We start from the raw sequence: 22,604 nt of genomic DNA, 5'->3' as shown, positions 1-22,604 counted from the left end.
ATGAACAACCTGCTTTCTATAAGCTATAGTCTTGCAGCGAATGGACTTACCAAGAAACCGCAATCCACCAGATAGTCAAAATATCGGGTCAATAGGGAAGCGTCTACTTTTGGGCATAGGATGGAATTGTCTGTAAGTCTATCCGCCGTATTCTGCATATCGTACATTTTGCCCTGTACAGGAATCTTTTGACCGGGTGTATGCGGCTCTTTCTCGGGAGCAAAATAGAATAAAAAAGGTGTCAGCGCATTGTCTTTGGATTCCCGGATGGCTTGTTCCAGCTTGTCGTTCCAATCATTAACCGGGATCAGATCGAGTACATATCCATAACTTTGAATCCATTCAAGTAGTGAAAGCCAGGTTTCGGTTTCCGGATTGGTAATATGATAAATAGGCTGACAGCTGTCTCCTTGTCGGGACAGGAAGACGATAGATCGGGCCACAAAATCAACAGGCGCTATATTGACATACAAATCGGTGTATGGAGCAGCCCCGATTTGGATACACCCTTTTACCATGCGGAAGACAAAATCATTGATATTGCTTATTCCATTCAGACTGCTTCCCGTTACATAGGCCGAGCGGAAAATAGAAACGGGAAGACCGCAAGCCCGGGCTTCAAGCAGAAGCTGCTCAGAAGCCCATTTGGAGTTCGCATAACCGGTCTGGAAGGTTCGCAAATGCCCGATGTCTTCATTCTCGTAACATACCCGGGTCAGAGGCAACTCTTGGGAATCAAACACAGCAACAGAAGACATAAAGTGTACAGGCTTCAAACGGCTGTAAGAAGCGAGCCGGATAATTTCTTTAGTACCGAGAACATTCGCGGCTCTCAGCTCGGAATACGGATAGATCCAGTTCACCCAAGCAGCCATATGGTAAATGACCGACGTTGTGCTGGCGATATCGACAAATTGCTCTTCGCTTATTCCCAGCCTTTCCTCATCCAAATTCCCCAGTACGGGAATAATGCGATCTCGATGGTCCTCCGTCCAAATCAAGTAGCGCTGCATAACGGATGAGATCCGTTCCATCGCTTCCTGTAGCGTCAAAGCCCGGACAAGGCAGTAGATATCGCTTTGGGTGTCTCGAAGCAGCTCACATAGCACGTGTGACCCGATGAACCCTGTAGCCCCTGTCAGGAAGATCCTGTCATCTACAGTTTCCAAGGCCTCATTCCCGGAGAGGCCTGCAAGAGTCCGAATGCTTTCAGCCACCTGCGGGTCCAGATGAATATCGTCTGGTGCGCTGGACCCCAGCACCGGATGATGTCCAGGTGTCTCCTGGTCTTGCACCTGCTCGCTACGCAAGCGGTTGACCTCGGCTGCAATCCCTAGTACAGTCGGGGCCATGAATATCAGTTCCATCGAGAAATGAGACTGGAAAGTATGATTAATCTTCGATAAAAATTGTGCGGCAACAAGTGAATTTCCGCCAAGTGCAAAGAAGTTATCCTGTGGACCCGGCTGCTCCACACCGAGAATATCCTCGAAAATTCCGGCGATAATGAACGCTGTCTGTTCTTCCTTTGTTGTCTCCCCGGGACCGCCAGTGTTATCCTCTGCTACGTTCATTCCCGGCGGGTGTTGAATCATGCCATCCCTTTCCCCTCCGAATACTGCGGAAAAATTAGATTCGATCCAGTGACGTTTTCTCTCGAACGGATACGTAGGCAGCGGAATACGGCGGCCAGGCCCTTGATCAAGACGCATTTCACTCCAATTTATCGTTTGACCGCAGACCCAGTGCATCCCGCCAAGATATAGGAGTTTGGACACTTCGGATTGCTCCTGATGTATCCTTTTTAACGTGCTGAATGTATATGTGGTCTGGCCTTGTGCTGTGAACATGCGCTGCACTCTCGCGCCTAGAACCTGGAGAGGCCCGACTTCGCTGAACAAGAATCTGGATCCCTGACGTTTGATTTGCTGAATTCCTGCCTCGAATCGTTCAGGGCTCTGCAAATGCCGAAGCCAATAGCTTGGATCTGTAGCTTCAGCTTCAGAAATCCAGGTGCCGGTTACAGAGGAGACGAAAGCAAGGTGCGGCGTCAGGAACTCAAGGTTATCTACTTCTCCCTTGAACGCGGTTATGCCAGGCTCCGGCTCTTCGGAGGATGAAGATGTAGCTTCGACTGTAAGCATCAGCCTTACGCGAGCGGATACCAATGCGACTGCATTCTCCAAACTGAGTATGCCGGAGACGCAAGCTGCCGCGTATTCCCCTGTTCCGCAACCGATAACGGCTGCTGGCTGAATCCCCCAGGAGAGGAGAAGAGAAGCTAGAGCATATTCCACTGTAAAATTCACAGGCAGGCTGTATAAGGAATCCAGCCGGTGCTCATACGGTTCCCCTCTACTTCCATTCGAAGTAATGATCGCCCTGACGTTTATTCCAAGATGAGAGCTAAAGAGAACGTTACAACGCTCCACTTCTCTTTTTACAACCGGAAAGGTCTCGAATAATTCTCTTCCAATACCAAAGTACTCCCCGCCAATGCTTGGAAACATGAAGATGCTTGCATAAGGCTCAGAATCAGCGATCGGCGATTGTTGCAAGAGGGTTCCGACGCGCTTGTCTTCCGGATGCTGCAGCAGATCAATGGCTTCGTCCCTTCCAGAACAGACAAGCAGTCTGCGGTTGGAGAACGTCTTTCTTCCGAACTGGAGCGTGTAGGCCACCTCGGATAATTGTGCTTGTTCGTTTCGAGTCAGATACGTTTGTAAATTTTCGGTCATCTGTTCCAATGCACCGGGCGTCTTAGCGGAAAGCGGCAGCACCTGTAAGTATTCCTGCTCCTCCAAAGCATGCAGAGGTAGAGCTTCTTCCAGTACAAGGTGGACGTTGGTTCCTCCAACGCCAAAGGAACTGACCGAAGCTCTCCGCGGCGCATTTCGAGATTCCCAATTTACTAATGAGGTATTGATATCGAAACAGGAATCTTCCAGCCCCAGTCGGGGATTAGGTGCGGAGAAATGTAGCGTTGGCGGAATCTGGCCGTGTTTCAGGATCAGTATCGTTTTTACAAGACCTGCAATCCCGGCTGCTGTATTCAGATGGCCCACGTTGGTCTTAACTGATCCAAGTATAATTTTGCTGTCGTCCGGCTGGTCATAGCACAACTTCAGAGCTTCAATCTCGATCATATCCCCCAGCTTGGTTCCGGTACCATGGGTTTCGATATAACCAATTGTTTCTGGAGGTGTCTCTGCCATGCTGAGCGCCTCCGCAATAACTTTAGCTTGTCCTCTGGCGCTGGGGGCTGTGAAGCCAATCTTCATGCTTCCGTCGTTATTCATCGCGGATCCCTTAATGACAGCATGGATTGTATCTCCGTCCTTCAGGGCATCCTCCAAACGTTTGAGCAGCACAATCCCAACACCATCTCCGAAAATGGTACCGCCCGAGTCTTTGTCAAACGCACGGCAATGTCCGTCATCGGAATAAATATTTCCTTCTTCATAGAGATATCCGGAATGATTGGGCATGGCAATAGAGGCAGCCCCGGCAAGAGCCATGTCGCTCTCCCCGTTAAGCAGGCTTTGGCAGGCTAAATGAACATTCACCAGCGCGGTAGAGCATGCACTCTGTACAGTCATGCTGGGACCTTGAAGATTCAGTTTGTAGGACACACGCGTGCTCAAAAAATCCTTGTCGTTAAAGAGCTTGCTCTGCATCTTCCCTAACTGTTCCAACAGATCCGGCTGGCTGAAAATATGAAATAAGAAATAGGTGCTTTCTCCAACACCGCCAAAAACACCGATTGGGCCAGGATAATCCTCTCCATGGTACCCTGCCGACTCCAGCGCTTCCCAGGCGCACTCCAGAAACAGACGCTGCTGCGGATCCATCAAGCTGGCTTCCTTCGGGGTCAATTGAAAAAATTCTGCATCGAAAAGGTCAATATCTGTTAATACCGGCTTGGCGGAAACATAATTGTCGAGCTTATAGACCGAAGAAGGAATTCCATTCTTCTCCAACTCCTCTTCTGTAAAAAAGGTAACCGACTCGACTCCGCTTCGGAGATTATTCCAGAACTCCTCAATGGTTCCTGCGCCGGGAAACCGGATGGACATCCCCACAACCGCAATGGCATTATCCTGCTCTGTTTCGTAATTCATCTGAATCTCTCCTCTCCGGATTACTCCTGTGGATCGCGGGCTTGTCTCCGCTTCTTCATCTTTTCCTTGCGCTGGCTGACCCGTTCCATGGTCCCGGATAATTCTTCCCGATTGCGTTTATCTTGCTCAGCCGAGTCATGGAGCAGCACAGCCAGCGATTTGATGGTAGGATACTGAAATAAATCAGCAATCGCTATCGTACAGCCCAGTGTCTGCTCAAGCCTACTGTGAACTTGCATTAACCGGAGCGAATCCCCACCGATTTCAAAGAAATGCTCGTCGATTCCGACCGTTTCCCTTTGGAGTACATCCTCCCACACAGCGGCAATGGACTGCTGGAGCGCATTCTCAGGAAGTAGAACAGGCTCGTCATTCGACTCCTGATGCTCATTAGGGAGGGGCAGCTGTTTCCGGTCAACCTTGCCGTTTGGCGTTAACGGAATCGCATCTATGAACAATAGATAAGATGGAATGCAGTAATCGGGCAGCTGGGCTCTCAGATAGGAACGCAACTCCTTGGCTGACAACTCTAATCCAGGCTTTGTAACGATATAACCAGCCAGATATTTTTCATGGGGAGGCTTGTCTAGCGCGACTACGACGCTCTCCCGAATTCCCGGATGGCGCCCGAGAACGGTCTCTATCTCCCCGATTTCGATGCGATGACCACGGATTTTCACCTGGTGATCCACGCGCCCGAGGAACACCAGATTTCCGTCCTCAAGGTAACGGACCAGATCTCCGGTTTTGTACAGTCTGGAACCCAATGAAGTATCAAACCGGTTGTCCAGAAAGACCTCTGACGTTTTTTCGGGATTACCGACATACCCTCTTCCCACACCGACCCCGCCTACATAAAGCTCACCGGGCACTCCAAGGGGTACAGGCCTCAGGTGGCTGTCCAGCACATACATCGCCATGCCACGGACCGGACGTCCGATCGGGACAATGCTCCACGGGTTAGCCGGTTCTTCGTAAATAGGGTAATGTGTAACATCGTCGGAGCACTCCGTTGGTCCGTAGGCATTCATCATTGGAATATGGGAATATTGCCCGAACCACTGCCTAACCAAATCTGGTGGAAGAGCTTCTCCGGTAGGGATCATCCAGCGGAGGTAAGGCAATTCAGGCGCTTTATCCATCCGGTCGGTTTGATCCAGCATCGTCCGTATCACCGATGGCACCATTTCCAGAATGGTAATTTCTTTGCGTTCAATAACTTGCAGCATGGCAGCTGCGTTATAGACAAGCTCATCCTCGAAGATATGCACGCTTCCACCAACCAAAAGCCCGGACAAAAATTGCCACACGGAAATATCGAAGCATTGCGATGCATTTTGGGCGATCCTATCACCTTCGGTCAGCTGAAGATCGGTTATTTTGGCGTACAGATGATTCATCATTCCTTTGTGCTCGACCATTGCGCCTTTCGGCCGGCCTGTTGATCCAGATGTAAAAATAATATAGGCCAGCTGATCCTTACCGGGGTACATGCCGGGGGAATCCGTAGCGTGTTCTGCCTGAAGCAGCTCTGTCATTGTAACAATCTCGCATAATTGATCTGAATTTCGGGTTTCCATCATGCGCTCAAACGGTTCCGAATACTCATCTGATGTAATCACCAGCCTGCTGCAGCTTATGTCCACCATATCTGCAATCCGCTCCTCCGGATAATGCGGGTCGAGCGGAACATAGACGCCTCCCGACTTTAGAACGGCGATTAGGGTAATCAAGAAATTCAGATTACGCTGGCCGAGTACAGCAATACATACGCCTGGACCCGCGCCCTTAGCGATCAGCTCACGAGCAGCCTTATTTGAGCGGGTATTCAGTTCGAAGTAACTGATGCTCTGATCCCGGTCACTCGCAGCAATCCGATTCGACCAATTCGCTGCTCTCTCTTCAAATAGCTGAGGGAATGATACATCCGGTAACGAAGGATCCTTTGAAGCATTGTTCTGGTTCCACCGGTACAAAAGCAACTCTTTCTCCTCCTCGGACAACAGATCCTGATGCAGATAACGGGCATGACGGTTACTGAGCAAGCAATCGAATGCTTTTTGGTAATAGCCTGCCACTTCGCCGACCTGTCTCTCAGACAAGATGCAGGCGTTGTAGTGCAGTTCAAAACGGACATGGCCGGTGGCAATATCGCGGGAAAACTCTGCGCGAAGCGGAAAGTCGGTTTCAAGCACAGTATCCATATCGGTCAATTCAAGCTCAGGCAGCCTCAGCAGCTTCTCAGCCACATGAAAGTGGGTGTAGTTAAAGACTGTCTCAAATAAAGGCTGGCCTCCCTGATCCCTTTGGATATGAGCCATGGGATAACGACGGTAAGGGAGCAAAGTGGTCTCTGTACGGAAAGTTTCCCGTATCAGCGATTCCCATGAGTCTTCTTCCACATTGAGATTTAACCTGAACGGAATGGTATTCAAAAACAAGCCCAGCATGCTCTCAGCCTGATTTGCCTCGGGTCTACCATTGTGCTCCAGCCCCGTCAGCACATCCTCCGTACCGCCCAGCAGGCCCATAACTCTCATGTGTACGGCTAGCAAAATGCTTTTTAGCGGCACCCCCATTTCCTCAGCCAGTTGGACAAGCTTATCCGAAACGTGCTGCGGGATATCCACCTTCCAGTAACGAATCGTAAACCTGCCGGCTACATCAGGTGAGGAAGTAATCCGCGGGACCGGGCTAAAAGTCATACCCTCCAATGCATCCAGCCAGAATTGCTTATCCCCCTCAGTGGCGGCCGCCAGCCTCTCCAAAGCCACATATTCACGGAAAGGAACAGCCGAGGCTCTTATCGAAGTAGCCGAGCCGTTGATCCGTTTGATATAGTCTGTGAACAGTTCGGCGATCAGGGCGTTAACACTCCAGCCGTCAAGCATGGAATCGTGGAAACTAAGGGTGGCACAGTATTTGTCGTCTCCCAGCACATGCACGAAGAAACGAACCAGCGGCTTGCTCCAATCGAATTGTAGCTGCCGCTCACTCTCCTTGAACCGGTGTAGCGCTTCTTTCCGCTCTGCTTCAGATACCTTGCTGAGATCTATAATGATCAGCGCCTCGTCTATCTGCAGATGGACCAGCTGAACCGGCTCGCTATAAGAGGATAGATCAAAGGTTGTCCGAAGAATGGAATGCCGCGCAGACAGATTTTGAATTGCCTGCTTGAAGGCCTCTTCGTCAAAACGCCCCTTAATCGTGAAGCTCATGATATCGTGATACAGAGCAGTATTCGGATACAATTTGCTATGATAGACAAGCCCTGCCTGAAGAACAGTCAACGGGTACGCATCCTCAACTCCAAGGCTTTTCAATTTGACGGCATCAGCAGGAGTCAGCAGCGCGAAGGGCTCGACGGATCTCACTTCAGTTATCTGTGCGGTATTGGCTCCAATCTGGTTCAGCAGCGCTGAAATCATAGGGAATTCAAAGAGCTGCTGCAGCGTAAAGAAAATTCCAGCAGTTGAGGCCTTCGATAATACTGAGATGCTCCGGATCGAATCTCCGCCCAAGGTGAAAAAGTTATCGTTAACGCCTACCCGGTCTACGCCCAACACATCCTGCCAAATGTCAGCCAGCTTGCGCTCTGCCTCGGTTGACGGCGGGACATACCCTGTCGCAAGTTCTGATCTGCTCTCCTGCGGCATCGGCAGCTGACGGCGGTCTGTCTTCCCGCTTGGTGTCAGCGGCATCGCCTCCACTTCCACCCACGCCGCCGGAACCATGTATTCTGGCAGCTCCTCTTTCAGAAAGCTCCGTAGCTCTGCCCCACTCACACGCCCCGGCTTCTTCGATGTCCAGTATCCGATCAGCCGTTTCCCGGCACGGCCGTCCTCCCGCACAACAACGGCACTTTCCACTACCTCAGAATGCTTCAGCATTGCCGCTTCAATTTCCCCCAGCTCAATCCGGAATCCTCGCAGCTTGATCTGGTCATCGCTCCGTCCGGCGTACTCCAGTCTTCCGTCCGGCCCGTATCTGGCCAAATCCCCCGTCTTATAAATTCGTGATCCCGTATCTTTGCGGAACGGGTCCGGCAAGAACCGCTCGTTCGTCAAATCCGGCCGGCCGTGATATCCTCGGGCTAACTGCACGCCCCCGATGTACAAATCTCCCGTGACACCCGCCGGCACCGGCTGCAGCTCCCGGTTCAGCACATACATCTGCGTATTGGCCACCGGATATCCAATCGGTATGTTGCTCGTTCCTGTTCCCGGGCTGCACTTCCAGAAGGTCACGTCAATCGCTGCTTCCGTCGGCCCGTACAGATTCCACAGCTCTGCACCGACCTGCGTGAAATACCGTTCTTGCAGTTCATACGGCAGAGCTTCCCCGCTGCAGATCACCCGCTTCAGGCTCGCGGTGTTTTCCACCCCGGGCTGCTCCACGAACATTTGCAGCATCGACGGCACGAAGTGCAACGTCGTCACCTGTTCCTTGCGGATCAGCCGAAGGAGGTAATCCGGGTCCTTATGTCCTTCTGGCGCTGCGATAATTAGCCCGGCTCCGGCCATCAGCGGCCAGAATAACTCCCACACCGATACGTCGAAGCTGATCGGCGTCTTCTGCATCACCCGGTCCTCCGGCGTGAGGCGGAAAGTATCCTGCATCCACAGCAGGCGGTTCACCACCGCTTCCTGAATATTAATCACGCCTTTGGGAGTACCCGTCGAACCCGAGGTGTAGATCATATACACCGCATTCTTCGGTCCTGCAGCCGACTTCACCGGTTCCTCTTCCACAATCTCCTCCGGTGGTGCGGACTTTGGCCCGTCTAGAAGCACGATCTGCGCAGCATGCTCCGGCAGTCCTGCGGCCAGATGGGACTGGGTCAGCAGGATCGGCACTCCAGCGTCCTGCAGCATGAAAGCCAGCCGCTCCCGGGGATACGACGGGTCCAGCGGAACATAGGCTGCCCCGGACTTTAAGATGCCCAGCAGCCCGACCATCATCTCAAGCGAGCGTTCTACGCTGATGCCCACGAACCGGTCTGGACCAGCGCCCATTCTGCGGAGCCGTCTAGCCAGTTGTTCCGCTTGACGGTTCAGCTCGCTGTAAGTCAGCTCCCGGCCTTCGAACCGGACGGCCATCGCGTCCGGAGTCCGTTCGGCCTGCTCTTCAATCCACCGGATCAAGGGCTTGTCCAGCTCGTACTCACACTGCGTAGCGTTCCATTCCGTTAGGACCTTTCTCCGTTCGTCCGCAGGGAGAGGGGTAAACGCCGAATAACGGATCAAGGGTTCCTGAGTCATTGATTCCAGGGTCCGCAAGTAATATTCCTTGAATTGCACCATTTGCTCTTTGCTGAACCGAGAAGTGTTCCACTGCAAAATCAATTTGAGCTCCGATGATCTCGCGTCGAGATTAAATTGGGTCATCCAATCAAAGTTGGTGTAAGCTATGTCTGCCGCGTTCAGGACGCTCAAATTTTGCGCCCCGGCGAAGGATTGATAAATATGGAAATCGGTAAAGTTAAATACGCTATCAAACAACGGCTGCCCTTCAGCTGCGATTTTTTGGATTTCGTCCAGCGGAAGACGCCGGTGCGGCCAGACTTCCATTTCTGTTTTAAAGGTGATCTTCACCAGTTCCAGCCAGTTTATATCCTTCAACTGCAGCCGCAGAGGAAGTGTATTAAGGAACAATCCGAGCACCTGATCTCCAGACAACTCTTCCGGGCGACAGTTGGCAACGAGACCTGTAACCAGATCAGGTTCGTTGCATAACGTTCGGAGAACATACAGATGGCTGGCGAGAAGTACGCTTTTGAGCGGGACTGAAGCCATTGCCGCCAGCTGCCTGGCACCGTCAAAAAGCTCAGCCGGAACAGTATATTCAGCGGAATCCATTGCGATTTCCCGCAGACCGTTGTTACCGGTCCCTGTAGCACCAGGTAATCGGTTATAAGCCGCTTCTGACAGGTATTTCTCCCAGAATCTTCGGGTACCCTCGTCTTCCAAGGTCAGCTGTTCCAACTCCACATAGTTAGAGTATTCAATGGACAGTGCGGTTTCCTGCATGGGCTCCCGTTGCCAAATATAATCGTTATAGTATCCAAACAACTCGGTCAGCATCGAGGCTACACTCCACCCGTCCAGAATGGCATGGTGCTCGGTGAGCGTAAACTGGAATGTATCTTCGGTCAAAAGATGAATATGGATTCTAAACAATGGAAATGAAGTCCAGTCAAAAGAAGTTCTGCGTTCCGTTTCATGCCAGCTGTTTAACGCGGCTTCCTGTTCCCTCGTGGACATGCCACGCAGATCGTCCATGTTCACTTCAGCTTGAGCCCACCCGTGTACCAGCTGCAGCGGAACACTGTAGGAAGTCAGGTCAAAGGAAGTCCGCAGTACACGATGCTTTGAAACCACCTTTTGAACAGCTCTGTCGAGAGCTGCGAATTCGAGCTGACCCTCTAAGGTGATGCTGGTGATGTTGTGATAAATGGAGCTGCCGTTTGGATGCAGGACCGAATGAAATAACATCCCGGATTGGAGCCTGCTCAGCGGATAAGCGTCGATGACACTGTCCGGCATTTTGGACCGGTCCGATTCATTGAGACCGTGAAATGCCGTCCGTGTTGTACCTTCAGGTAAGATTTGCACTTCCGGTTTGAGAGCTTCTGCTAGCATACGGATTGTCTGGAGCTCGAACAGCTGCTGAATCGTGAACAGAATCCCCAACTGCTGAGCCTCCGCCCTTACGCGAATAGCCCGGATTGAGTCGCCGCCAAGTTCGAAGAAGTTATCATCAATCCCTATGGAATCAACACTGAGTACCTTCTGCCATATCGAGCACAGCTGTTGTTCTTCCCCGGTCCTTGGGGCGCTGAATCTGCTGTCCCCGTCGACCTGCTGTACATTCATGGACAGAATAGCCTTTAGATCCGCTTTCCCGTTATGGGTAAGCGGAATGGTATCCAGTTCATAGAATGCAGCAGGAATCATGTAATTCGGCAGCTTTTGCCCTAAGTAAACCCGGATAGCCTGAAGGTTTAGCTCCCTTCCAGGTTTTTTGACCAAATACGCCTCCAGGCGTTTCAGTACGGAGAGCCCCTGCTCCTCTCTAATGGTCACAACCCCTTCGCCAATCTCTGGAACTTGTTTCAATACAGCCTCAATTTCTCCCAGCTCAATGCGGAAACCGTTGATTTTGACCTGATGGTCAATCCGGCCGATATATTCCAGGTTCCCACCGGACTGAAAGCGGGCTAAATCCCCTGTTTTATAAAGCCGCTCTCCGTGAACGTAAGGATGAGGTATAAACCGGTCTGCAGTCAATTCTGCTTTTTTCCAATAACCTCTCGTGACCCCGGCGCCGCCGACATACATTTCTCCCGGAATGCCTACGGGTACGGGCTGCAAATGCTCGTTCAACACATAGATGGAAAGATCGCCCAGCGGGCGGCCGATGATACTTCCACTGTGTGTTTTTGTATCCAAGCTGCTAATCGGGTAAAGCGTCGTATGAACCGTTGTCTCCGTTATCCCGTACATGTTGACTAACTGGACAGCATGTTCCCCATGACGCTGAAACCACGGCTTAAGCGAATCCATATCCAGAGCCTCTCCGCCAAAAACGATGTAACGCAGTGCAAGCTCAGTGCCAGGAAACGCGGATTCTTCAGCCTTCAGCAATTGACGAAAAGCCGAAGGTGTCTGATTCAGGACGGTAACCTGCTCTTGAAGCAGGGTACGGTAGAAATCTTCCGGTGAACGACTAATCCAGTAAGGTACTATCACAAGGCGGCCTCCGTACAGGAGTGCGCCCCAAATTTCCCAGACGGAAAAATCAAAAGCATAGGAATGGAACAGCGTCCACACATCTTTTTCGTTGAATGTGAAGTAGGACTGTGTGGTTTCAAAGAGCCGGACAGCGTTGCCGTGCTCTACCATAACCCCTTTTGGCTGTCCGGTTGAACCTGATGTATAGATCATATAGGCCAGATGACCAGATAAGATGGTACAATTGGGATTGCCTGTCGGCTTCCCGGACAGCAACATTCCAGGCCCGTCAAGTTCGATCCATGCGCCTTGATATGCTGAAAGCGAAGTGGAAAGACCATTCGATGTGATGATCGTCTGCAGACCGCTGTCACGCAGCATATAGCTTAGTCTGTCGGCAGGCAGCGCGGGATCAAGCGGAACATAGGCGCCGCCGGCTTTCAGGATGCCGATGAGACCGACGATCATTTCGATTGACCGTTCTATATATAAGCCGATGAATTGTTCTGCCTGTATCCCCGATTGAAGCAGATAATGGGCGACCCGGTTAGCTTGTTCATTGAGCTCCCGGTAGGTCAGCTCCGTTTCATTAAAAGTTAAGGCAATGTGATCGGGCGTATGTGAGGCTTGCTGTTCAAACCATTCAACCAGATTGTGATGTTGCAGCTGAGCTTCCGACGCTCCTCCGCTGTATTCCTTGATCGTCCGCTCCAGTTCCGCCCCACTCATAATGGATAGACGGGATATAGGAATGTCTGGCGATTCAACCGCACTCTTCATCATATTTAACAGGTGGTCCGCCATGCGCTCCATGTCCTCAGGATCAAACAGTCCGCTGCGATACTCCAGCGTTCCTTGCAGAACACTTCCCTCCTCTTCGACCGACAACACCAGATTATACTTGGCTGTATCGTTATGAAGGTTCATGTATTCCAATGTCAGACCCGGAAGCTCCAGGTTCTGTTTCGGCGTATTTTGCAGCGTGAACACGGCCTGGAATAAGGGAGAGACTCCTGCGGACCGGCTGACATGGAGTTCTTGGAGCACCTTTTCAAACGGAACTTCCTGATTGGAAAAAGCGTTCAGGCATGTATGCTTTATCTCCCTAACCAATTCACGAAAGGTTGAGGCTGCAGAGAGTTGCGAACGGATGACGAGGCTATTCACGAAGCAGCCGATCAGATTGGCAGTCTCGGAATGGTTCCGGTTAGCCACCGGCGTACCGATCAGCAAATTCTCCTGTCCCGTATATCTGAACAACAGGGCCTTGAAGGCAGACAGCAGTGTCATGAACAGTGTGGCACCTTCGTTCGTTCCGAACTCCCGCAGCTTGGCGGTTAATACCGCTGGAATTTCAAAAGAACAGATGTCACCCTCAGTAGCCGGGACTAATGGAGATTTACGTTCCATCGGTAATTGCAGAACAGGATGCGGGCTTTGTAAATGGTTCTTCCAATACTCCAACTGCTTCCGGTAACCTTCTGATTGAAGCCACTCTTGTTCCCACCATGCATAATCCGCATATTGAACCGGCAGCTCCGGCAAGCTTACAGCCACCTGATCCACTAGGCTTTTATAACAGGACATAATTTCTTGGATCAAAAGCCCTTTGGACCAACCGTCTGAAATAATGTGGTGCATATTGATATAGAAAATCAAAGTATTCCTGCTGACATGAAACAGCTTGGTCCGCAGAAGCGGCGCTTCCGATAAATCAAATGGCTGCTGCGCATCCGCTTTGGCAGCACGGAGCGCCGTTTCCTCTCCATAATCTTCTTCCTCTCCCCTGAGGTCGATAATCTCAAGCGGGATACTAATCTCGCTCGCCATCACCTGCTGAGGTTCTCCGTTCAGCTCGATAAAGGAAGTACGCAGCGCCGCATGCCTGCGGGCAATAGCTGACAGACTTTCCTGCAAGGATGCGATTTGAAGATTCCCGGTCATTTTTACAGCAGCACACATATTGTATTCCGAGCTTAAGGAGTCATATTGACTTATAAACCACATTCCGGTTTGAGCAGAAGATAATGGAGCCGGACCTCCGGCTGCCCGTTGCATAATACGGGACCTTCTCGGCTCATGCTCTCCCCGGTTCATCCTTTTGCTCAGCAGCGCAAGTTTGGCATCGGATAATTTGGACAGACGAGAGTCTTGCGGGTCAAAGCTTGTCATTTTGCCAGTCTCCTTTACGATCTAGTCCCTATTCGGCTTCCAGCAGCAAGCGGGCTTCTTCTTCATCCATGCTCTCGATTTCCTCGATGAGAAGACGCTCGATTTCATTGCTCAAACGGGCAACTGTAGGTGAATCAAACAAATGCTTAACAGAAAGGTGCACGCCGAACTCGTCCCGGATCTGAGATATCACTTCCATAGCCAACAGGGAATGCCCGCCCCATTCAAAGAAATGATCGTTAATGCCCATATTAGGTGCTCCAAGAAGCTCCCGCCAGTATTTCAATATGAATTCATCAATCGCATTTCTTGGTTCTGCGCTGCATTCTGCTGGGTTGCTGGTGGTGTCCGGATGAGGCAGGCTCACCATGTCATATTGGCCACCATAGGTTAAAGGAATGTTGTCAAGCAGAACCAGATACCGAGGGATCAAATGACCCGGCAGCCTCATGTGCATGTACTCTTTCAATTCGGAAGCCGTTACGCTCTCTGGATAAACTGACAGATATACTGCAAGCACAGGGACAGGACCCGCGTCAATTTTCTTTATGCACACCTGTCTGACCGCAGGATGACGATACAAGACAGCTTCAACAGGTTCTTTCTCCATGCGGAAACCTTCGGATTCGGCGTCATCATCTATTGTTCCAATGTAGCGGATAGTACCGTCCTGCAATCTGCGGACCCAAATACCGGAACTGAACCATTCAGCCTGCAGTGAACTCGTTTCTGCATGATGTACAGCAGCGCTTTTCCAATACAGCGGCCCAGGATCAGATTGGGTAAAATACAGTTCTCCGGGTGCTCCTAAGGGTACTGGCTGCTTGTACCGGTTTAGAACGGCTGGCTTCACGTCATATAAAGGCTGACCCAGACAAGGCTCCGCGTAATCTGCAATCCGGCATCCAATCGCTGCTCCCGCCAGCTCCGGCAGTCCGAAAATTTGATAGAAACGGATATCCTCGCTCTTCGCCAAGCTACTCCACAGTGTTTGGTCCAGCAGCTCATCGATAACACAAATCGTCTTCAGTGCGGTTGGGCGCTGAAGTATTAGCCCCTCTCCGATCAGCATTCGCAGCTGAGGCGGCGTACAGACAAATACTTCGATTTCATGTTTTCTTGCAAAAGTGAGCATCTCGGTGGATTCTGTACGAATGTCATGCCGGACAGGATACAGGGTATGCCCATATAAAAGATACTGCAACTGCGTCAGAAGGCTCTCCGATTCAGTAGAACCGGTCCATCCTGCCCGCAGAGGTTTTTCTGTCAGCTCTTTCTTGAGCAAGTCTTCCATCCTTTTCGCTTGAACTGTCAGAGAGGAATGTGTGACAATAACTCCCCGGGGTGCTGAACCACTGCCGGAGGCGTATAATAGGCATGCCGGCTGTTCAGGCTTCAAGCGGGTTTTAAACTCAAGACTGTCCTCCATGCCACAATTGGACCGTGTTATTCTGGCATCGTCAATAGTGATGATTTGTTCCATGAATGACGGCAGCTTTTCTTTTAGATGCTGCTGGGTAAGAATCAGCAGCATACCAGAGTCTTCGGCTATCGTGTTGATTCTTCCAGTTGAACATTCAGCATCGATCGGGACGCATAAGGCTCCGGATTTCAATATCCCCAGGAAGGACACCACAAAATCAGGCGATCTTTCCATAAAAAGACCGACGGGGCAACCTTCCCCGATCCCTTCCTTCAGCAGCCTGGCAGCCAATAGCTCGGCACGCCCGTTTAATTCCGAATAGGAGACCGTATGCCCTTCATATACAATGGCTGCGGAATTCGGTGTCCGGTGTACCTGCTCTTCAAACAGTCCAATGAATCCTTTGGTTGACGGCTGTACCTCTCCATACTGCGGTTCTCCGCTTGTCTGCAGATATTCTTTTTGCGGTATAGACAAGGTATGGATATTCCAGTCTGGATGCGCTGTTACAGCGTGAAGCAGATCCTGGAAATAACCCGCCATCCTGTTTATCGTATCCGGATGAAACAAATCAGTGTTATATTCGAAATTCCCTTCCAGTCCGCTGGCCGTTTCTTCGAACGTCAGCGTTAAATCAAACTTGGCAATGCCCTGGTCATATTGGACCGGCTCCGTAAGGATATGATCGAGCCTAATAGCCGGAAGCTCGTTGTTCTGCAAAATGAACATCACCTGGAACAAGGGAGAATACATAGGATTCCGTACCGGCTGCAATATCTCCACAAGCTTCTCGAATGGAACATCCTGATGATCATATGCTTCAAGGCAGCTCTCACGGACTTTGCGAAGTAACTGTCTAAAGTCAGTTGTCCCTGACAGATCTGTCCGCAGAACCAGGGTATTGGCAAACAAGCCAATAATGGGTTCTATCTCTTTCCGGTTCCGGCCTGCGATGGGCGTCCCCACTGCAATATCGTCTTCATTCGTATATCGGCCAAGCAACATAGTAAATACCGCCAGAACAGTCATGAACAAGGTAGCTCCCTCAGAACGCCCCAGCTCTTGTAGTGACTCAAGCAATCCAACATCCAGCCTAAACCGTTGCACACTCCCTCTAAACCGCTGCTGTTCGGGACGCGGGAAATCAGCAGGAAGCATCAGGACAGGCTTAAGGCTACGCAGCTTCTTTTTCCAGTAATTCAGTTGACTTGTCCATTGCGGTTCTGCCGAAGAGCGGCGCTGCCAGCGTGCATAATGTGAATATTGGTATTGAAGCGGAGTCAGAGGTGAAGTCTTATGATGCAAATAGGCGTTGTAGAGCTTGGACAATTCTTGCGTAAATATCGCTAAGGACCAGCCGTCCGAGACAATATGGTGCATCGTGACTAGAAACAGATGATCTTCCGTATCTAAACGGAACAAAGACGCCCGGATGAGTGGATCGCTGGACAGATCAAAGGGTCTGCTTGCCTCCTCCGCAGCCAACCGCTGAATTGCAGATTCCCGATCCTCCTTGGCATATGGACAAGGCAGCAGTTCAAGCTCCAGACATACCCATTCTCGTATTTGAACAAAAGGAATACCGCTTAACTCATGAAAAGCAGAGCGAAGACCTTCGTGACGATTGACGATCTCGTTCAGGCTGCTGCGAAGAGCTTGTAGATTCAAGTTTCCCTTGAACCTTAGTGCGCCGGGAATATTGTAGGCCGCTTTATCTTCCATATAGTTATTCAGGAACCATAACCGCTGCTGAGCAAAAGAAAGCGGATAATCTGCGTCGCGGTCATCAGCACCTGCATTAAATCCTTCTAACTTCTCAGAGGATTCGCCATAAGCAGAGGGTAGACTGTGCTGCTCAAGGTAACGTGACATCTCGCTGATTGTCGGATTCTCAAAAATCGCTTTCAGCGAGATCTCGGCCTCTAAAGATTCCCTTATCCATGACGCCAGTTGTGTTGCCATAATGGAATGACCGCCCAAGGTGAAAAAGTTATCGTTAACGCCTACCCGGTCTACACCCAGCACATCCTGCCAAATGTCAGCCAGCTTGCGCTCTGTCTCGGTTGACGGCGGGACATACCCTGTCGCAAGTTCTGGCCTGCTCTCCTGCGGCATCGGCAGCTGACGGCGGTCTGTCTTCCCGCTTGGTGTCAGCGGCATCGCCTCCACTTCCACCCACGCCGCCGGAACCATGTATTCTGGCAGCTCCTCTTTCAGAAAGCTCCGTAGCTCTGCCCCACTCACACGCCCCGGCTTCTTCGATGTCCAGTATCCGATCAGCCGTTTCCCGGCACGGCCGTCCTCCCGCACAACAACGGCACTTTCCACTACCTCAGAATGCTTCAGCATTGCCGCTTCAATTTCCCCCAGCTCAATCCGGAATCCTCGCAGCTTGATCTGGTCATCGCTCCGTCCGGCGTACTCCAGTCTTCCGTCCGGCCCGTATCTGGCCAAATCCCCCGTCTTATAAATTCGTGATCCCGTATCTTTGCGGAACGGGTCCGGCAAGAACCGCTCGTTCGTCAAATCCGGCCGGCCGTGATATCCTCGGGCTAACTGCACGCCCCCGATGTACAAATCTCCCGTGACACCCGCCGGCACCGGCTGCAGCTCCCGGTTCAGCACATACATCTGCGTATTGGCCACCGGATATCCAATCGGTATGTTGCTCGTTCCTGTTCCCGGGCTGCACTTCCAGAAGGTCACGTCAATCGCTGCTTCCGTCGGCCCGTACAGATTCCACAGCTCTGCACCGACCTGCGTGAAATACCGTTCTTGCAGTTCATACGGCAGAGCTTCCCCGCTGCAGATCACCCGCTTCAGGCTCGCGGTGTTTTCCACCCCGGGCTGCTCCACGAACATTTGCAGCATCGACGGCACGAAGTGCAACGTCGTCACCTGTTCCTTGCGGATCAGCCGAAGGAGGTAATCCGGGTCCTTATGTCCTTCTGGCGCTGCGATAATTAGCCCGGCTCCGGCCATCAGCGGCCAGAATAACTCCCACACCGATACGTCGAAGCTGATCGGCGTCTTCTGCATCACCCGGTCCTCCGGCGTGAGGCGGAAAGTATCCTGCATCCACAGCAGGCGGTTCACCACCGCTTCCTGAATATTAATCACGCCTTTGGGAGTACCCGTCGAACCCGAGGTGTAGATCATATACACCGCATTCTTCGGTCCTGCAGCCGACTTCACCGGTTCCTCTTCCACAATCTCCTCCGGTGGTGCGGACTTTGGCCCGTCTAGAAGCACGATCTGCGCAGCATGCTCCGGCAGTCCTGCGGCCAGATGGGACTGGGTCAGCAGGATCGGCACTCCAGCGTCCTGCAGCATGAAAGCCAGCCGCTCCCGGGGATACGTAGGGTCCAGCGGAACATAGGCTGCCCTGGACTTTAAGATGCCCAGCAGCCCGACCATCATCTCAAGCGAGCGTTCTACGCTGATGCCCACGAACCGGTCTGGACCAGCGCCCATTCTGCGGAGCCGTCTAGCCAGTTGTTCCGCTTGACGGTTCAGCTCGCTGTAAGTCAGCTCCCGGCCTTCGAATCGGACGGCCATCGCGTCCGGAGTCCGTTCGGCCTGCTCTTCAATCCACCGGATCAAGGGCTTGTCCAGCTCGTACTCACACTGCGTAGCGTTCCATTCCGTTAGGACCTTTCTCCGTTCGTCCGCAGGGATTACAGGCAAACGGGACACCGGACAATCCGGATCGGCCGCAATCCCACCGAGCAGAACTTTGAATGCTTCTGCCATTTTTTTGGCCGTATCCGCTGTGAACAAATCCGTATTGTACTCCAGTCTGGCTCCGAGCGTTCCTTCCGTCTCCACGATCATAAGTGTAAGGTCGAACTGAGAAGTCTGCGGCTGCAGTCCGAAAGATTCCAGCTGCAACTCCCCAAGGGCAAATTTCTCCCCGGAACGTCCAAGAATGATACTGGACAGATGCTCCAGCTTCTGCGGTTTCTCCAGAACAAACATCACCTGGAATAGAGGAGAAACCCCGAGGTCTCTTGTCACCTGCAGGTGTTCGAGCAGCCTTGCAAACGGATAGCCCTGATGCTGAATTGCGCCAAGCACCTGTTGTTGGATTGTCTTAAGAAATTGGACAAAGGACAGGTTATCCTCTACAGAACCGCGGATTACAACCGGATTAACATAATACCCGACCGTATCCTTCATATTCGGGTCATGGCGCTCAGCAGTAGGAGTACCAACACAAATCTCTGATTGCCCGCTGTAGTGATGAAGCAGTACTTGAAAAGACGCCATAAGCAAGGCATACAGGGTTACACCCTGAGCCCTGGACAGGTCTTTAATCGCCTTCGTCAATTTCTGCCCAATCTCAAAATCGTAACAGGAGCCTTTATAGCTCATATTTTTAGGTCTTGGCTTATCCAAAGGCAATGCAAGCTGTTCGATAGGCTTGGAGAACTGCTCCTCCCAGTAAGCAGCAAGCTCTTGTCCGCACCGACTGTCCAGAAGCTCCTGCTGCTGCATAACAAAGGATCTGTACCGTCCGACAGACTCCGGCAACCGGACTTGCTCACCGCTTACCAATTTGGGGTATACCTCCCCCCATTCCTCCATCAGCTGCACAAGAGACCACAGATCCGCCGCGATATGATGCACGGATAGCAGCAGAATATCGCCTGCCTGCGAAGTTCGTATAAGCCGTATGCGGAACACTTCCTGCTCCAGCTTAAACGGCTTGTGTGCTTCACAGGACAGCAGAGACCGCAGCTTCTGTTCGTCATGGTCAGCTACATCGATGATTTCAAAATTGAGTATGGCGTTTGTAAGAGTGCTGGCGACTGGCTGTTTATCTTCCATAGGATAGACAGTCCGCAGCACTTCATGTCGTTCGATGAGATATTGAAAGGACTGCTGTAGTGCGACCTCTTGAAATCCCGATGAGGATTTAACGGCAAACGACAGATTGTAAGCGGTGTTCCTCGGCTCATACTGCTGAAGGAACCACAAAGCTTTTTGTCCATAGGAAAGCTGATGGTTCCAGCTCATCTCTTCATTAATAATAGAAGCAGGTTCGGCAGTCCCTTCCTCCATCTTTCTGCAAATGTCCTGTGTTAATTCGGGAAGGTTGGTTCCGTTAAGCAGGTTCACCACCGACAAGGAAACCCCTAAGTCAGTGTTAACTCGGTTAATCAATTCAAGAGCTGCAAGAGAGTCCAATCCCCAGTTCACTATGGACTCATCCCTTGAAAGACGGGACTCATCAATGTTCAGCGCATTTGCAAGCAAGCCCCGAACGTAGCGACCGATGCGCACAGCCCGCTCTTCAACCGGCAGCTTCAGCAGCTCCTGCTGATCGGGTGAATCTGTGGTTGGCGGTTCACTTGAAATGTAGTTATTACTGAGCATATCCAGGGTTCCTGACAGAAATTCTTTTTTACATAGCTGTCTCTGGATCTTACCGCTTGAGGTTTTGGGAATACGTCCTGGATTCAAGAGAATAACGGCATAGGTCTGCAGTCCGAACTCCTCCGCGATCCGGGAACGAATGGCATCGCTGACCTCTTCGGGATTCAAGCTTTTCCGGTATTTGCGCTCAACCTCATGTACAATGACCAGCATTTCCTGCCGGTTCATCTCAACTGAAAAAACCGCACCGTGGCCAAGGCGAAGCGTGGGATGGGCTTGTTCGGCTGAGGCTTCGATATCCTGAGGATAATAATTGATGCCGTGTATAATCAGCAGATCCTTTTTACGGCCTGTTATATAGAGCTCGCCATTTCGCATACATCCTAGGTCCTCTGTTGCCAAATAGAGACGGGGATCGTCTAGGAGCCTTCTTCCAAAACTCTGCCCGGTTGCTTCCTGGTTATTCCAATAGCCTTCCGCAACGCTCGGGCTGGAAACCCAGATTTCTCCGATTTCATCAACATCACAAACTTCGGACGTATCCGGTCGTACAATACAAATGTCCTGGCCTTCCATATTTCCGCCTGACCCAATCAGGATCATCTGGTCTTCCTGATCTTTCGGAGTCCTTACCTTATGCTCACCCAATGCTTTTCTTGAAAAAGCAGAGACTGAAGGTCCCTTTCCGAGCTCTCCTCCAGTAACCATCAGCGTCGATTCAGCCAGTCCGTAACAAGGGAAATAGGCATCATTCTTGAACCCGCTCACCGAGAATTTGTCCCTAAACCGCTCTAAGGTCTCTGCTCTTATTGGTTCTGCTCCGTTAAAGGCCAAACGCCAGCTCGTCAGATCTAGACCTTCCATTTGCTCCTCGGTTATGGCCTCGACACATAAATCATAGGCGAAATTCGGTCCTCCGCTTACAGTCGCCCTCTTGTCGGAAATCATCTTTAGCCATTGGAAAGGACTCTGCAGGAAGTCCACCGGCGCCATCAGCGTAGAGGGCAGTCCAGCATACAACGGAGATATAATGCCGCCGATCAATCCCATATCGTGATAAGGCGGAAGCCAGAGCACAAGCTTGGTCTCTTCTGTTAAGCCAAAGGAATGGGTAATCCGTCCCGCATTATGCAGCAAATTGCCGTTTGTCAACCGTACACCCTTGGGCTGGGAAGTCGATCCAGAAGTATATTGCAGGAAGACCAGGGTGTTTTCCTTTGATTTCATTTCCTTCCAGTACACCCCATCTCCCGCTTTGAGGAAGTCATGCGAAGTTAACCATTTCAGTTTCCGCAGCTCAGACGAACCGGTTAACTGATTCTGGATGCTCTGATAGATCCTGTCGCTCGTTAGCGCTAGCTTAGCCTGTGCATTGGCTACAATAGATTCAATCCGCGACAACGAGCGGTTAAGCCTCGGCGGATAGACCGGAACTGCAACAATTCCCGCATACAAACACCCGAAAAAAGCCGTTATATATTCTAGGCCGGGCGGATACATCAGTAGCGCCCGTTCCCCGTCCAGCTTCAATTCCTGAAGAACCGCAGCTATGGAGCGGGCGCGGTTGTCCAGTTCGGCATAGGTTATTTCCTGCTCCTGACCGTTCACCATAAATCCCAGAGCCTGCCGAGTGGGCTGCATGGCTGCTCTCCATCGGATCAATTCCACCAAACTTAAAAAATGGGACATCGTCACTCACCTCATAGCAAAGAATGTCATTTACGATGAAACGGATACCTGAAAGTGATTTTGGAGTATCGTTGCTTCGGAAGCATA

General features: G+C 51.4%; 3 protein-coding genes. All 3 read right to left on the bottom strand.

Features of this window, described 5'->3' with window-relative positions; all coding sequences use genetic code 11:
• Positions 1–23 precede the first annotated feature (23 nt).
• Genes NSS79_RS18185 through NSS79_RS18175 form a run of 3 tightly spaced genes read right to left on the bottom strand, consistent with a single transcriptional unit; the run spans position 24 to position 22,517 of the window.
• The gene (locus NSS79_RS18185; protein ID WP_342435576.1) at positions 24–4,121 is read right to left on the bottom strand and encodes a thioester reductase domain-containing protein; all 4,098 of its coding nucleotides are present in this window, start codon (positions 4,119–4,121) and stop codon (positions 24–26) included.
• 20 nt (positions 4,122–4,141) lie between these two features.
• Positions 4,142–14,026 (bottom strand): amino acid adenylation domain-containing protein, encoded by a 9,885-nt coding sequence (locus NSS79_RS18180; protein WP_342435575.1) that lies wholly within the window; start codon positions 14,024–14,026, stop codon positions 4,142–4,144.
• A gap of 28 nt (positions 14,027–14,054) precedes the next feature.
• Entirely contained in the window at positions 14,055–22,517 is an 8,463-nt protein-coding gene (locus NSS79_RS18175) for an amino acid adenylation domain-containing protein (RefSeq protein ID WP_342435574.1), read from the bottom strand.
• Positions 22,518–22,604: the final 87 nt, after the last annotated feature.

The organism is Paenibacillus sp. FSL L8-0436 (assembly GCF_038593025.1).
Classification (GTDB): domain Bacteria; phylum Bacillota; class Bacilli; order Paenibacillales; family Paenibacillaceae; genus Paenibacillus_AQ.
This window is presented reverse-complemented; position numbering and strand designations above follow the sequence as displayed.

What these genes read in the sequence shown, in the direction of transcription:
- NSS79_RS18175 (WP_342435574.1), bottom strand. Translation starts at nt 22,517, where the DNA reads ATGTCCCATTTTTTAAGTTTGGTGGAATTGATCCGATGGAGAGCAGCC.
- NSS79_RS18180 (WP_342435575.1), bottom strand. Translation starts at nt 14,026, where the DNA reads ATGACAAGCTTTGACCCGCAAGACTCTCGTCTGTCCAAATTATCCGAT.
- NSS79_RS18185 (WP_342435576.1), bottom strand. Translation starts at nt 4,121, where the DNA reads ATGAATTACGAAACAGAGCAGGATAATGCCATTGCGGTTGTGGGGATG.